This window comes from Nannocystis exedens (assembly GCF_002343915.1).
GTDB classification, from domain to species: Bacteria; Myxococcota_A; Polyangia; order Nannocystales; family Nannocystaceae; genus Nannocystis; species Nannocystis exedens.
The window spans coordinates 6,986,119-6,999,565 of sequence record NZ_NETK01000001.1 but is presented as its reverse complement, the minus strand read 5'-3'; the positions used below and the strand labels follow the sequence as shown (position 1 = coordinate 6,999,565).

Sequence of the window (13,447 nt, the reverse complement as noted above, 5' to 3'; positions counted from 1 at the left end):
GTACACTTATGTATTCGCTTCCGGGCTCCACATGCTGCTCCCAGGTTCGCTCCCGTGCAGCAGGAGCGCGCTGCACGAGCCAGGTCCGTTCGGGTGCCGTGGACCAAAGCGGCATCTCACATGTGGCGACGACGGGATCTCCCAGGTTCCTGGGCGATCCATCCTGTGCCTTTGCCCTGTTCTCAGACCCCGGCCGAGCCTCCCGGTCCTCGCATAACGGACCGGAAAATGCTGTCCCCGTTTCCAACAAAACGAGGACCTCAGCAGCACATGATGTCGAGGCTCCATAGCAGGGCTTCAGCACCCGCTGTCTACGCTTCACGACGCACGTTACCGTACGCCGTGCAAGACTCGCTTCCGGCTGGCTGCTCGCCTTTACCGTGGGGGAGTCGAACCCCCTGGATCGCTTTGGAAGGTTTCTGATTTTCCTCTTTCTCCTTCCCCAGGCTTGGCCTGGCGCAAGCTGGGCCCATTGCAGGAGGTACTTCTTCAAGTGCCTCGGCTCGGAACCGGAGCTGGCCAGGCACGCGCTGTCGCTGATCAAGGCGCTCTTCAAGATCGAGCGGGCGCTGGCGACGGCGCCACGCAAGAAGCGAGAGTCGGTCCGGCAGGCGAAGTCGAAGCCGATCGTCGACGCATTCTTCCTCTGGTGCGACCAGCAGGCCGCGCTCGCCCTCGACGGCACGCCGCTGGCCAGGGCCCTCGGCTACGCTCGCAATCAGCGGACCGCCCTGCGGCGCTTCCTCGGCGACGGCCGGCTGCCGCTCGAGAACAACATCTCCGAGCGCAACCTCCGGCGCGAGGTCATCGGGCGCAAGAACTGGCTGTTCCTCGGCAGCGAGGAGGGGGCCCGCGCCAACACGCTCTTCGTGTCGCTCCTGGCGAGCTGCCAGCTCCACCGCATCGAGCCCTGGGCCTACCTCCGTGACCTGCTGTGCCTGCTCCCGTCGTGGCCCCGGCGCCGCGTCCTGGAGCTCGCCCCGGCCTTCTGGCAGGAGACTGTGAAACAGGAGGACACTCAGCAGCGGCTCGCCACCAACGTCTTCCGCCGCGTGTCGCTCGGGATGCATGCGAACGAGGTGTAGCCGAACCGCGGCTCAGCCAGGAACGCAGCTCGCCGGACGAATACGATACTGCGCCGTCTGTCACAGGTGATTCATTCTAATCACCTGTGACCCCTTCGCTTTTTGGGCTTTCCCTTGCCGGCGTGAGGGCGCGTCCGAGGAGCCCGTGACGGATCCGTGACAACTGGCTGCGCCGATGCCCGCGCGTTCTCGAGGGCCGTCACCGCGCGCCCCTGCGCGTCGCCAGTGTCGTGGAGGTAGGCGGCGACCGTGGTAGCGAGGTGTTGATGGCCGAGCAGCTTCTGGACCGAGCGCGGCCCCGCGCCGGCTCTCGGCGCTAAGGACAGGCGCAGGCGTCCTGGCGCGTTTTGCCGGCCCGTGGACGGCCGCCACCGCGCGCCGGAGGCGGCATGCACAACTTCAAGGGCAGGGCGTGGTCACGCTGTCGCGCTCGGTTGTGCTCCGAGAGGTCATGGGTCGCACGCCAAAGACGCACCTGCTCGCTGCGGCCGCAGCGTTCGCGGGTGTTCTCCAGCTCGTCGCCACGCTCGAGCTCGGCGCCTGCCGCGACCGCCTCGAGACCGACTCGCTCGTGGCTGTCCTCATAGGCATGTCCGAAACAACCTAACCTTCAGGACATGTCCTTTGAGGAGATGTCCTGATCATCACGGCAAGCACGGGCACTCGCACACCTCGCGCTGCGTCTCGCCGGACCAGCACGGCGCCAGATCGATCGGCGTGAACTCGCAGGGGATGTCGCGGAAGATCTCGGCCGTATTGTTCAGCGCGCCCGGGATCCCCTTGAAGTACGGCTGCTCCGGCCGGCCCGCGCACACCGACGGCGGTTGGCCGTTCCAGCAGCCCTCCCCCTCGCCGCGCAGGTTGACCGCGACGCAGCGCCCCACTGGCGGCTCGCGGCTGCACGTCTGCGCGTCGACGCGGGTCTGCACCGCCGACTCGGTCCACACGCAGCCGTTGAATCCCACCTCGCCCTGGAAATGGTTGCAGCTCGCCGCGTCGGCGAACCCCTCGCACAGCGACAGGATCGGCGTCTTGCAGCCCTCGTCGAGCTTGCACGCGCAGGCCGCCGGCGCGTTGGCGTCGAAGCAGCTGCACGCGACCCAATCGTCCGGTACGTCCTCGTGGTGCCCGACGACGCGGTACGCCCGCGGCTCCGGTCCTGGCACGTACATGATCGACCAGACCTCCGAGGACATCCCCAGCTCCTCGCTGCAGAACCCCACCGGCTCGCCGGTCCGGCACCCGTCGGCCCCCGCCACGATCTCGGTCGCCGCCCAGTAATTGCAGCCCGCCGCCTCGCAGCCGCTCTGGTCGTCGTTGTGCCGCGCGCAGCGCTCCGCATCGGTCGCGCACGCCGCCGCCATGGCCAGGAGCAAGAACAGCCACCCACGGGATATAAGCCAGGTCATCACCCCGCCAGGTTACCCCGACCACCGCGCCCTGAACACTGCGCGACTTGCGGCGCGCGCCGCCGGATCCCCGCGCATTCAGAACCGCAGCCGCAGCTCGAACTGCGCCCCGATCGGCTGCTGGAATTGCGTCGTCCCCCCCAAAGTTGCCCTGCGACGGCACCGCCACGCGCCTCGGAACGGCGTGCAGGAGCCTAGTGGACGGCCGCCACCGCGCCCCGGGAGCGGCGCGCAGGACCCTCATGGCTGTTGCGCCGCGCGGGGTGGATCAGGGCGCCGCGCTCGTAGCGCTGGCGGATGACTTCGTAGAGGTCGAGCGGTTCGTCGTGCTGCAGCGGGCGCAGGCCGAGGTCGTCGATGATAAGCAGATCGGGGGCGGTGAAGCGGAGCAGGCGCCGATCGTAGGTCTGATCGGCGCGGGCCATGCGGAGCTGGGCGAGCATGTCGGCGGCGGCGGCGCAGAGGACCTGATGGCCCTGGCGGCAGGCGCGGTGGCCGAGGGCCTGGGCGACGTGCGACTTACCGACGCCGGTGGGGGCCGATCAGCAGGGCGTTCTCGTGGCGCTCGACGAAGTGGCAGGTCGAGAGGTCGATGATCTTGGCGCGCGGCTCGTCGTCAGTCCCAGTCCCAACGCTCGAGGTGCGTGCGGAACCTGGGCTTCGCGTGGATCGTCAACCTGGCGCCGAGACGGGCGGCCAGCGCCTTCATCGCGGCGCGGCCGTCCTTGTGTCGGTCGACAACGCGGGCATCGATCTCGACGGTGGTGATCGCCCCCGTGGGGATCTTCATCGCCGCGATCTTGCCCTCGAGCCACGCCGAGGTGGCGAAGAAGAACAGCTGCGCGCCGCGCCCGGCGTACACCAGCTCCAGGCTGTCGAAGCGCACCGCTTCGAGCGCCGGAAAGCGCGGCCGCTCAGCCAGCGCCATCGCGATCTGGTGCCCGGGCCGGACGCCGATCCGTCGCAGTCGCTGGCGCGCCAGCTTCGAGCGCGCGAGCCAGCCATGCACGCGCTCCGCTCCCGCCTCGCCGTCATCGTCGTCGTCGTCGCCGAGGTCGTGCAGCGCGAAGCGCTCGAGCGCCCCGAACGGCTCGAGCAGCGCGGGGGTCAGGTGCTTCCGGTGCGCCCCGTCAGCGAAGGCGCTCAGCGCCCGCAGGCGCGCGGCCACGGGCCAGGCGGCCAGCTCAGCCACCGCGTCGATCGGCAGGTTGCGCAGGCTGACGAGCTGATCGAGGCGGCCGTCGCGGAGCAGCCCCTGAGGCGACCCGCCGTCACGCGCGTGCAACCACCGGACCCCGCGCCAGCGCGGGTCGGCCACGAGGGCGGCGGGCACGGCACGCACGAGCACACCACCCGCGAGCGTGCGGCGCTCGAACGCGAGGTCGTCGACGTCGTCGGAGAGCACCGCTGCGAGCGGTCCGAGGCCGGCCGCGAGGTGCTGGCGCTGAGCCGCCAGCAGGGCGCGCGACGGCGGACGACTGCGCGCCGCCAGCCCCACCGCCGTGCGCACCACCTCGCCCCACGGGTTGCCCTGCGCGGTGAGCCAGTCGGCCCACGCCAGCCGCGGATCGTCGCTCTCGGGATCGTCGTGGATCGCCGCGATCAGGCGCGCCTCCTGGGTGAGCTTCGGGACCGTCGCGCCGAGGCTACGCTGGATCGACCCCGAGAGCCAGCGCTCGCGGCCGACGTTGATGCTGCACCGATCGCCTCGCGGGTCCGGACCTCGACGTCCCGCAATGCCCGCGAAACTGCGCTGACGGCCCGGGTGTTCGACGGCCTGCGCTTACAGCATATCGTCTCAGCGTTCGCCGGGGAGCACGTGCCTGCTCAAGCGCGCGGTCTACAAGGGGCGCGCCGCTCCCGCGGCCATCCAGGCCTAACCGGCACCGGCGGCACCAATCGCAGCACCTCGTCCGGCTCGAGCGGCCCTTCGAGCGTCTGCACGAGCGGGCCGCGCAGCTGTTCGCCTGTCAAGAGTTCGAAACCGTGCATCTGAAACGCCGGTTCCACTTCGGCCTGGATTCAGGCCGAGGAGGGAGCTCCAGACAGTAGTCCGTGGAAGATCTTGGTGATGTGGTGTACAGGAAGCGCTAGGCCCCTCTACGTGGCCGTATACGAGGGGTTGTCGCGAAAACGGCCCGAATCGCGACAAAATCGAGACGAATTTTCGAGACATCCGGGAGATCGCACCGTCGCGCATCTCGGTTCCTGTGCCATCCCAGACAGTCCAGCGGGACAAGCCTTGAGGCCGCCAGTCGGCGGGCCGCCATGACAAGGGCTTCGTCCCACGTCAAGCTCAGCGACGTTCATGACGAGCGACGGCGAGCGCGAGCAGCGGGCCGTCGCGCCTCAGTACGTCCCGCCGACCCGAAGCCGTGCAGGAACGTCTCGAGCAGCCACGTCTGTGCGTCCGCGGTGGTGATGCGCTGCCGGGCGACGGAGGACCAGGCGCCGTACACCATCGCCTCGAGGATGTCCCCGAAAAACTCGCTCGGGACGTCGCCGCGGATGACACCCTCGCGGATCGCCGCGTCGAGCACCGGAGTGACGTGCGCGTCGACCTCCTCAGTGGCACGTGTCAGCTCGGGATCTTCGAACAGCTCGGCGGCGACGAGCAGGAAGTGGGTCCGGCTGCCCGCCTCGACGAGGATCTTGAACAGGTGCTGCAAACGCTCGCGGATCGGACCGCGGGCGAGCTCGGGTGCGCCGAGCCGCGCGCGGAGCTCGGCCAGCGCGCTCAGGCCGGCGGCGCGCACCAGATCGGTGCGCGTGGGGAAGTGGCGAAACAGCGTCGCCCGACCCACGCCCGCGCGCTGCACGACGACGTCGAGCCCCGCGCCCGGGTTCGCGGAGAGCACGTCGATCGCGGCCTCGAGGATCGCCTCGCGCGCGGAGGGTCGCAGCGGCGGCTTCGCCGGTTGGGTCACTTCAGGAGCTCCGCCCACGGTCGGCCGTTCGCGCGCGCGAGGAAGAGCGACGACAGGCACATCTCGTCGTCGGTGTTCTCGCCCCACGCGATCGGCGCCTGGTCGCCGCGAGTGTCGTAGGTGCAGGTCGTGTGGAGCAGTTCGTCGGGGGCCAGCGGCACGGGCTCAGTGTACAGGCCCGAGTCCTGCCAGTGGAAGTCCCAGCGCGGGACGTCCATGAGGCACGTCGACGTGCCGTCTGGACGTTCGACGACCAGCCGCTGCGTGCGCCCCCGCGTGTGCATGTGCGGGCCGACGCCGAAGGCGAGCATCGGCTCGTCCAGGCCCAGGTCGGTGAACCGGAAGCTGTGCTCGTGTTTCGCCGAGCTGAGGCCCGGCTCGAGCTGCAGCGCCAGGTCGTCGTACCCGAACAGCAGCACAGGCCACTCGACCTGCGGCGCGACCTCGAACGCGACGCGCGTGAGGTCGGGCCGGGCGCCAGCGGCCAGGTTGTAGTGGACCTCGAGCACGAGGCTGCCCGCTGCCGGGATCTCGACGCCGACGCCGGCGGGGTAGCGCTCGCCCAGCGACCCGGGAGCCCACCCGAAGACGCCGAGGACACCATCGTCGACCAGCCCACCGAAGCACGAGAAGCCGGGCCCCGGCGCCGCCGCGTCGCGCTCGGCGAATTTCGCCTCCGCGGATGGATCCATGATCGCGTAGCCGATGACGTGATGCACCTGCGCAAGCTCCCCCGGGGTCAACTGGAATCCCGTGACGAAGGTCGGCGTCGCGAACCCCGGCACAACGAAGCAGCGGTAGTCGTCCATGGGGTGCTCGGGCGTACCTGCGGGCGTGTAGGGCTCGGTCATGCCGAGCTCGACGGTCAGCGCCAGCGGCTCGGTCGTCGGCGCGACGAGCGGGCCCCGCGGCTCACCCTCGGGCATGCCGGCGTCGACCCACGCGGCGAACGTAGCGATCTCCTCGTCGGACATCCATCGCGCGTTGTCGTACGTCTGGCACGTGCCCGAGTTGTCGAGATTCCACGGGGGCATGGTCCGCGCCTGCACGGCAGCGACCAGCGCAGGGCCGAAGCTGCGGGCGTCGGCGTAGGTCTCGAGCGCGAAGGGTGCGACCATGCCCGCGGAGTGGCAGCTGACGCAGTGCTTCTCGAGCAGCGGGGCGACGCTCCGGGCGTAGTCCGGCAGGTCCGTCTCCTCGGGTTCGCTGCACGCGGTAGGCGCAAGGCAGGTGAAGAACAGGGCGATGCATGATACTTGTTGATCTCGCATGATACTTTGAAGTATCATCCGTCTACCCCCTCGTCAACCACCTTCCCGGGCTCGGGTTCGTGCTGCGGACCCAGCTCGACCCGATCCTGGGCATCGGGACCGCCCGAAACCGGACTCGGCCATCGTCCTGCCCGCGGCACGACCTCAGCGCCGGCCGAAGGCCACCCGTCACATCATCAAAGGGATGTCCTCATGAAGATCCTCGTTGTGGGCGCCGGAATCGCCGGCAGCGCCGTCGCTCTCATGCTCTCGCGGAGCGGACACGACGTCACCGTCGTCGACGCCGCCCCGGAGCCCCCCACCGGGGGGTTCCTGCTCCTCTTCGACTCGGTCGCCATGGAAGTCTTCGGGCAGCTCGGGGCGACGTCGATCGCCGAGCAGCACAGCGTTCCCACGCCCGAGATTTCCATCCGCATCAACGGTCGTCGTCTCACCTCTTTCACGTGGCCGGGGGCGCGGCTTGCTCGACGCGGCGCACTGATCGGGGCCCTCTCGCGCTACGTTGCTGAGACCGTCTCCATGACTTTCGGTCGCAAGCTCACCGGCATCGAGCAACGACTGGGAAGTGTCCAGGCGCATTACGAGGACGGATCCCACGAAACCTATGATCTCATCGTGGGAGCGGACGGCGTGAACTCGACCGTGCGTCGGCTCGTCATCGGCCCTGACGACGGCATGGTCTACCGCAACGGCCGCGTCCACCACTGGATCAGGGTGCCCGGGACCCTCGCCGGCACCTCGCGCGCGACCGTACTGCTGGCCAACGGGGTGCAGTGTCAATTCTTCCCGTACCCCGACCAAGACGCCACCCTCCTCGCGACGGTCATCCACGCCGGTGATGGCCGACTCGAACCAGCCGAACTCTTGCAGGCGTCCACCGACGTCCTCAGGCGTAGCGGACGCGAGTACGCAGCGTTCATCGAGCGTGTCAACGCCGTCGACCCGGACAGCACCCGCATCACCCGGTTCACGCAGGTCCGAGGGGAGCGCTGGCACGCCCCCCGGGTCGTGCTCGTCGGCGACGCCGCGCACTGCATCGACCCTCTCTCCGGGCTCGGCGCGCACGGCGGTCTCCTCGGCGCCGCGATCCTCACCGAAGAACTGAGCCGGACCCCACGGGACATCTGGGCAGCCAGCGAGCGATACACCCGACGCACTCGACGGTTCGTGCGCCCCAGCCAACTCTTCACCGCCGCACTCGTCGAAGCCAGCACCGGGAAGGGCATCCGTCGCTACCGCACCGTCGTGCCAGACCTCGTCCGAGCCTCGATCTCCTACCGCAACGTGCGGGTCCCGTCCGCCTCCTACGCGCCGCACAGGCGCTGAGAACCAGCGTCAGGTGACCCGATAGGCACAGAGCCGAGGTGCCAGACGCATCGAGGAAAGCATCGACGAAGATTGGATGATCCTCGGGATGGAGGAAGGCTGGAAGAAAGCTCGTGAGGCGCTGGATCCCGTGGCGAAGCGGTGTATTTATTTGATGGTATCCGATTACCTGACAAGGAAGGCAACGCCTGATCGCGTCCATCGCCAGCTTGGGCAGTTGATTGCGGAAGCGGATGTCAGGCTCTTGAGCATCCTCCTCCGCGTTGCGGATGGGTTGCATGAGGCCAATTACCCCGAAGCATCGCTTGCGTGGGTTTACGGCCCAACAGACAAACCCGGCCCCAAGTTCCATGAACTCCTGCTGCATGGGAAGGACTCACAGTGAGCCCGGCGTGTGGCGACAGCGGGGGTGACGGCAGCGCGTCCACCTCGAGCACCACCGAACCCGGCGCCACGAGCCCCGACACGTCGGCGGGCGAGTCGACGATGTCGGCCAGCGCGCCCGACACGACCATGGGCGCCGATGCCACGTCGAGCCCGACCACGTCGACCACGACCGAGCAGCCGACGACCAGCGACACGATGGCCGTCGACACCACGATCGGCGACACCACCACGACCGGCGACACCACCACGACCGGCGACACCACCACGACCGGCGACACCACCACGACCGGCGACACCACCACGACCGGCGACACCACGACCGAGAGCTCGACCAGCGACGGCAGCACTACCGGGATCGGCGGCGAGGCCAACGTGCTTTACGTGCGTGGCGACGGTCAAGACGGCAACCCCGGGACCGTCGAGCTGCCGCTGCGGACGATCCAGTGGGCCATTGACAGGGCCGGACAGCTGGGCACCATCGACACCATCCGCGTCGCCGAGGGCGACTACGCCGTCGACTACAGCAACGACGACCACATCGTGATGATCGACGGCGTCTCGCTGTACGGCAGCTACCGGGCCGACTGGGGCGAGCGCGACCCGGCGCAGTACGTCACGCGAATCATCGACGAGTCGGCGGTGGCGCTCCCGTCGTCCGACTCCGATCCCCACCGGTCGATCGAGATCCCCGCCGGCGTGTCCGGCGGCACGGTGCTCGACGGCTTCCACGTCGGCGTCTCGCGCGGGGAGCACCGGGCTGCGCTGTTCGTGGCGGGCGACGCCACCATCCGCAACAACGTCATCGAACCGACCGAGGACGTCGCCTCGACCCGGATCGTCGGCAATGGCGTCGACTTCGGCGACCCGAACATCGTCGCCAACCGCTTCCGCTTCGACGTCGTCGACGTCCCGAGGCCCTCGTTCGCCGTCACGGCGGTCAGTTCCAACGGCCTGATCGCCGACAACGTGATCGATATGTCCGCCGTGCTGGGCAAAGCGTACGGGATCTACCTGGAAGGCGGCGCGGCGAAGGTCCTGGGCAACAGCATCTACCTGCAGGACGTCGACATCGGCACCCCCTACGGGATCTGGTTGGGCATGAACGCGACGCCGACCGTCGACAACAACCTGATCGAGTCGGAAAACATCTCCGCGACTTGCGTCTTCTCGAACAGCGGCGGGTCGGTGCCGAAGAACGCGCGCAACAACGTGCTCGATTGCAACTGGACCCTCTACGGGAGCAGCCCGATGCGACAGTGGAAGACGGTGATGGAGTTCGAGGACGGGCTCGCGAACGCCGCCGACAACCTCAAGCTGGCGCAGACCATCGTCGGCCCCGACGACGACATGGTCCTCGACGCCCTCAGCCCGTGCACGGTGACGCAGGGCGGTCGCGACATCACCGCGGAAGTGCCGGACGACATCGACGGCCTCCCGCGCACGCTGCCGCTCAGCATCGGCGCGCACGAGTGGGACGGCGGCTGCCAGTGACCGCGCGCGAGCGGGCGCCCGGATCGCGGCGTGCTCGCGCGGTCACGGACCGCTCGCCGCCTCGAAGGCGCGCATGAACGTGTCGGCATCGACGGCGCAGGCGCGCAGCAGCTGGGGGAGCAAGGCCTGGAGGCGCTCGCCGCCCTCCCTGGCCGGGACCTTGTCGCCGGCCCACATGCGGGCGATCGCGTCGACCATGCCGATCAGGACCTCGACGCGCACGCTGCCGCTGAGGGACGGCGAGTCCTCGCTGCTGCCGCGGCGCTCGGCCTCGTCGGCGAGGGCGATGCAGCGGGTGCGGACCTCGTCGTAGCGGCCGGCGGCGAAGTGGACGTCGAGCTCGAGCGGGTCGGCGAGGTTGCGATCGCGCAGCAGCTAGCGTACCCTCGTTGACGGACCCCACCGCGCCGGGGGCCGCGTGCAGGACCGAATAGTCCGCGAATAGCGCAAAGACCCGAAAGCGTTCGGACTCCGCTTACTGGTCGCGCCGCAGGCCGCCCACGATCTACCTCCAGCCGCAGGGCGCCCGCGGCTATCGCACGATCGTCGAGCAGGAGCGCGTCTGCACCCGCCCGTAGTTTGTGCTCGCCCGGCGTCAGGCTGTGCGTCCTCTTGTTCGCCAGCTTCGTTTGACATGTCCTTCAGGACATCCATGCGATCACGAGCCATCGAAGGCCGCGACGAAGACCCGGATGAATCCATCGATATTCGCGGCCCCGAGTAGATACAGCGAGCCGTCGGCGCCGATCGTCACCCGGGCGCTCGCCAGCGCGTCCGTTGCGCAGGTATGGGACACGCCCGGGTCGCCCGAGGCCTCGACCTTGGCGACCCGCATCTCGCCGAACCAGTCGATGCCGATGGCCAGCTCGCCCGCGCCGTTGGAGGCGAGGTCGACGACCGAATCGTTGATGTCGAATTGCGGACCCGGATGCTCCCAGACGACCGTGCCATCTGCGGTGTAGCGCCCGACCGTCGAATTGTTGGTGCCGGAGAACATGGACGCGAACAGCATGTCGCCGCCTGCGAGCCAGCGCGCGTGCGCCCGATTCATCACCCCCTCCGGCTCGTGCGACCACAGCACCGCGGCGTCGGGCGAGAGCTTGACGGCCGAGCCCTTGGCGACACCCGACTGACTGCTCCAGTCGAAACCCGCCATCGTGCCGGCGGTGTCGACATCGAGCACGCTGATCGTCGCGCCGGGCAGCTCCTTGTCGAAGACCAGCGCGCCATCAACATCGTGCTTGATGAGCCGCGTGCGCGGGTCGTCCTCGGAGATCATGCTCAGGACCGTGTCGCCGGTGGAATTCACGGCGAATACGACCGGGGTGGGCTCGGGCGCTCCGAGCTCGCGCTCCCACACGAGCACCCCGTCTCGATCGTACTTGCGGATCCCGGTGGCGGGTTGGCCGCTGTAGCGCACATACGCGATATACCGGCTGTCCTCGGCGTCCACGCCGGCGAAGTGGTGCACCGTCTCCGGATGGGGGCCGACGATCACCGCATCGAGCAGGGCGCCCTCGGCGTCGAGCTCACGCACCACGAAGCCGGGACATTCGGGCCCGGCGATCAGCACGTGGCCGCGCGAGTCGACCGCCAGATCACTATAGGAGGCGGTCGTGCTGGTCGACACGTAGATCCAGCGTGCGCCCGGGCAGGCAAACTCGACCGGGTCCGGCATCGGCTCTCCGGTGCTTTCACCACTCGGAGCCCAGAGCGGCGAGAAGCCCTGCTCCGGCCATCCCTCGCACTCGCCAGGACCGCCGCTCTCCGTCGGCTGGTCGGGTTCTCCATCCGTCCAAGTCGCCTCACTGTCCGAGGTCGAGGTCGAGGTCGAGGTCGAGGTCGAGTCGGACGGCCCGCCCGTCGTCGCGTCGGTCGTCGAGCCTCCTGACGGACCCTCGGTGACGAAGAGCGGGGATTCCACGTTGCACTGGCAGAGGAGCAGCATGGCGAGTGTAGAAGTCGAACGCATGAACTACGCGCCGAGCAAGAAGCGCGCCGGACGAGAATCGAGAGCAGTGGCACCCGCGCAGCGGACCGCATGTCAACGCTCACGACAGGCGTGTCGGGCGCCGGCGCGAAGTAGCGGACCATGTGGAAGCCCGGCGGCGGGACGAGGGCACACAGGCGCGCCAGAAACTTGTCCGCGTCCATGTCGGCATGGGCGATGCCGCGGCGCCACGGGGTCTTGAAGTGGACGCGGACGCGGCCATCGGGGAGCGCCTGGACGGCGTTGTGTGCGAAGGGCGGGCGAAGGAGGTAGCGGCAGAGGCGTTCGAGCTGCTGGCGATCGCGGCCATCGACGGTCGTCGCGGCGTGGAGGTGCATGCCGAAGGCCGACATCGTCAGCGGCGGCGCGGCGACGGGCTCGGCTGCGGGCGCGAGGTGCGGGCCGGCGAGCGAGCGCTGCACGCAGGCGCGAAGCGTCGGGTCCATGTCGAGGTCGTCGTCCGCGTGCGCGGCGAGGAGCGCGTCATGCACCTGCGCGAGCACGGCGGTCATACGCGCTGGCGTCGGCGGGTCTGCATGCAGGAAGCGAATGCCCTCGCCGAGGTCCTCGAAGACGCCGTCCGTGACCAGGCAGTGCAGGTGGACGTAGAGACCGAGGTCGCTGCGGAATCGCTGCACCGCGACCATGACGCCGGCGTGCAGCGGCGTGACTGAGGCGAGGTCGTGCCGCTGCTTCACGGCGCGCCGCATGCCCTGCATCACCGCCCGCGCCAGCTCGCAGACCGCGGCGAGCAGGTCGGTGTCGTAGCCGAGCCGCACCGCCAGCGGGCCCTGGAACGAGAGGACCCATTGTCGGTACCCGCCGGCGGGCAGCACGTAGTCGACCAGGAGCGCCGCGCCCTCGGCCATCCGCCGGCCCATGCAGGACGGGCAGAAGCCGCGTCCCCGACACGCGAACGGCACCCGTAGCTCGTCCCCGCAGGTGCGGCAGGCCGTCCGCACGAACCCTCGTGCGAAGTCGCCGCAGCCCTCGAGACCCTCCAGCTCGGCCTTCACGAACTCCGGCAGCGGGCCGTGGCCGCTCTCCTCGAGCCGCTCAAGGAAGCCGGCGAGGTGCCGGCGCACGAGCACCGCTGCGTCGCAGTCGTGGGTCTGCCGCGGGACGTAGACGCCCGGCCTCGCGCACGCGGGCATGACGCCCGGCTCTGCATCCGCACGACCGCGCGCCCCCGCTCACCAAGTCGGCGAGATCGTTGCCGAGCCCGCGCCGCGTCACCGCGCCCTGGCCCGCACGCGGGACGGGTGGCCCGCACGCGGGACGCCTGCCGGCGTAGAGCGCCCAGGGCGAGTCGCTCGAGGTCGGCGCCCGCCGTCGCCAACGCCTCGACCAGCCCCTCCGAGCGCGCCGCGGCGCGACGCCGGACGGAGCCGGACGATCGCCCCCGAGCTCGCCGAGCTGGTGCGCCCGATGAAGCGCGACTCGCGCTTGCTAAGCTGACGGAGATTACCCAATCTAAGCGGGTTTTTGGGGCAGATTTGTGGCAACCAGAGGCACCCAGAGGCAACCCGTGGCAAGTCGCCCTCCCCGCCCAAGCCCCTCC

12 protein-coding genes and 1 pseudogene are annotated in these 13,447 nt (G+C 69.4%); 5 read left to right on the top strand and 8 right to left on the bottom strand.

The window, feature by feature from the left end; genetic code table 11:
- Positions 1-380: 380 nt before the first annotated feature.
- On the top strand, positions 381-1,085 hold the full coding sequence (locus NAEX_RS27565) for an IS66 family transposase (protein WP_096330464.1): 705 nt from the start codon (positions 381-383) through the stop codon (positions 1,083-1,085).
- A gap of 451 nt (positions 1,086-1,536) precedes the next feature.
- Positions 1,537-1,692 (top strand): hypothetical protein, encoded by a 156-nt coding sequence (locus NAEX_RS50795; RefSeq protein WP_170136052.1) that lies wholly within the window; start codon positions 1,537-1,539, stop codon positions 1,690-1,692.
- A 37-nt stretch (positions 1,693-1,729) separates the two neighbouring features.
- Here NAEX_RS50795 and NAEX_RS27555 read toward each other — a convergent pair whose 3' ends face one another.
- The 5 genes and pseudogenes from NAEX_RS27555 to NAEX_RS27535 all read right to left on the bottom strand — a co-directional run bounded on the left by NAEX_RS27555 (position 1,730) and on the right by NAEX_RS27535 (position 6,692).
- The gene (locus tag NAEX_RS27555; protein WP_143141510.1) at positions 1,730-2,494 is read right to left on the bottom strand and encodes a hypothetical protein; all 765 of its coding nucleotides are present in this window, start codon (positions 2,492-2,494) and stop codon (positions 1,730-1,732) included.
- A gap of 194 nt (positions 2,495-2,688) precedes the next feature.
- A pseudogene (locus NAEX_RS27550) lies at positions 2,689-2,970 on the bottom strand (ATP-binding protein); the annotation flags it as partial.
- 140 nt (positions 2,971-3,110) lie between these two features.
- Positions 3,111-4,097: a TIGR02996 domain-containing protein gene (locus NAEX_RS27545; RefSeq protein WP_256254128.1), complete on the bottom strand. Its 987-nt coding sequence runs from the start codon at positions 4,095-4,097 to the stop codon at positions 3,111-3,113.
- 703 nt (positions 4,098-4,800) lie between these two features.
- Positions 4,801-5,421: a TetR/AcrR family transcriptional regulator gene (locus NAEX_RS27540; RefSeq protein ID WP_170136051.1), complete on the bottom strand. Its 621-nt coding sequence runs from the start codon at positions 5,419-5,421 to the stop codon at positions 4,801-4,803.
- Positions 5,418-6,692, bottom strand: a complete 1,275-nt coding sequence (locus tag NAEX_RS27535) for a monooxygenase (protein WP_170136050.1) — start codon at positions 6,690-6,692, stop codon at positions 5,418-5,420. Before NAEX_RS27535 ends, NAEX_RS27540 begins: the two co-directional genes overlap by 4 nt.
- Positions 6,693-6,884: 192 nt before the next feature.
- Here NAEX_RS27535 and NAEX_RS27530 point away from each other — a divergent pair, with 192 nt between their 5' ends.
- The 3 genes from NAEX_RS27530 to NAEX_RS27520 all read left to right on the top strand — a co-directional run bounded on the left by NAEX_RS27530 (position 6,885) and on the right by NAEX_RS27520 (position 9,896).
- Complete coding sequence (locus tag NAEX_RS27530) at positions 6,885-8,018, top strand: FAD-dependent oxidoreductase (RefSeq protein WP_096330458.1); 1,134 nt, start codon at positions 6,885-6,887, stop codon at positions 8,016-8,018.
- Positions 8,019-8,094: 76 nt separating this feature from the next.
- Positions 8,095-8,403 carry a hypothetical protein gene (locus tag NAEX_RS27525; protein WP_096330457.1) on the top strand — a complete coding sequence of 103 codons (309 nt, stop codon included), beginning with the start codon at positions 8,095-8,097 and terminating at the stop codon, positions 8,401-8,403.
- Entirely contained in the window at positions 8,400-9,896 is a 1,497-nt protein-coding gene (locus NAEX_RS27520; protein ID WP_100793558.1) for a DUF1565 domain-containing protein, read from the top strand. Before NAEX_RS27525 ends, NAEX_RS27520 begins: the two co-directional genes overlap by 4 nt.
- Positions 9,897-9,938: 42 nt before the next feature.
- On the opposite strand, the gene NAEX_RS27515 is transcribed toward NAEX_RS27520, so the two are convergent.
- From NAEX_RS27515 to NAEX_RS54645, 3 genes are all read right to left on the bottom strand, one after another.
- Positions 9,939-10,118, bottom strand: coding sequence for a hypothetical protein (locus NAEX_RS27515; RefSeq protein ID WP_096330455.1), 180 nt, complete (start codon positions 10,116-10,118; stop codon positions 9,939-9,941).
- A gap of 436 nt (positions 10,119-10,554) precedes the next feature.
- Complete coding sequence (locus NAEX_RS27510) at positions 10,555-11,574, bottom strand: hypothetical protein (RefSeq protein ID WP_170135309.1); 1,020 nt, start codon at positions 11,572-11,574, stop codon at positions 10,555-10,557.
- On the bottom strand, positions 11,463-13,040 hold the full coding sequence (locus tag NAEX_RS54645) for a transposase (protein ID WP_096330453.1): 1,578 nt from the start codon (positions 13,038-13,040) through the stop codon (positions 11,463-11,465). Before NAEX_RS54645 ends, NAEX_RS27510 begins: the two co-directional genes overlap by 112 nt.
- Positions 13,041-13,447: the final 407 nt, after the last annotated feature.

What these genes read in the sequence shown, in the direction of transcription:
- NAEX_RS50795 (WP_170136052.1), top strand. Translation starts at nt 1,537, where the DNA reads ATGGGTCGCACGCCAAAGACGCACCTGCTCGCTGCGGCCGCAGCGTTC.
- NAEX_RS27555 (WP_143141510.1), bottom strand. Translation starts at nt 2,494, where the DNA reads ATGACCTGGCTTATATCCCGTGGGTGGCTGTTCTTGCTCCTGGCCATG.
- NAEX_RS27535 (WP_170136050.1), bottom strand. Translation starts at nt 6,692, where the DNA reads ATGCGAGATCAACAAGTATCATGCATCGCCCTGTTCTTCACCTGCCTT.
- NAEX_RS27530 (WP_096330458.1), top strand. Translation starts at nt 6,885, where the DNA reads ATGAAGATCCTCGTTGTGGGCGCCGGAATCGCCGGCAGCGCCGTCGCT.
- NAEX_RS27525 (WP_096330457.1), top strand. Translation starts at nt 8,095, where the DNA reads ATGATCCTCGGGATGGAGGAAGGCTGGAAGAAAGCTCGTGAGGCGCTG.
- NAEX_RS27510 (WP_170135309.1), bottom strand. Translation starts at nt 11,574, where the DNA reads ATGCCGGACCCGGTCGAGTTTGCCTGCCCGGGCGCACGCTGGATCTAC.
- NAEX_RS54645 (WP_096330453.1), bottom strand. Translation starts at nt 13,040, where the DNA reads ATGCCCGCGTGCGCGAGGCCGGGCGTCTACGTCCCGCGGCAGACCCAC.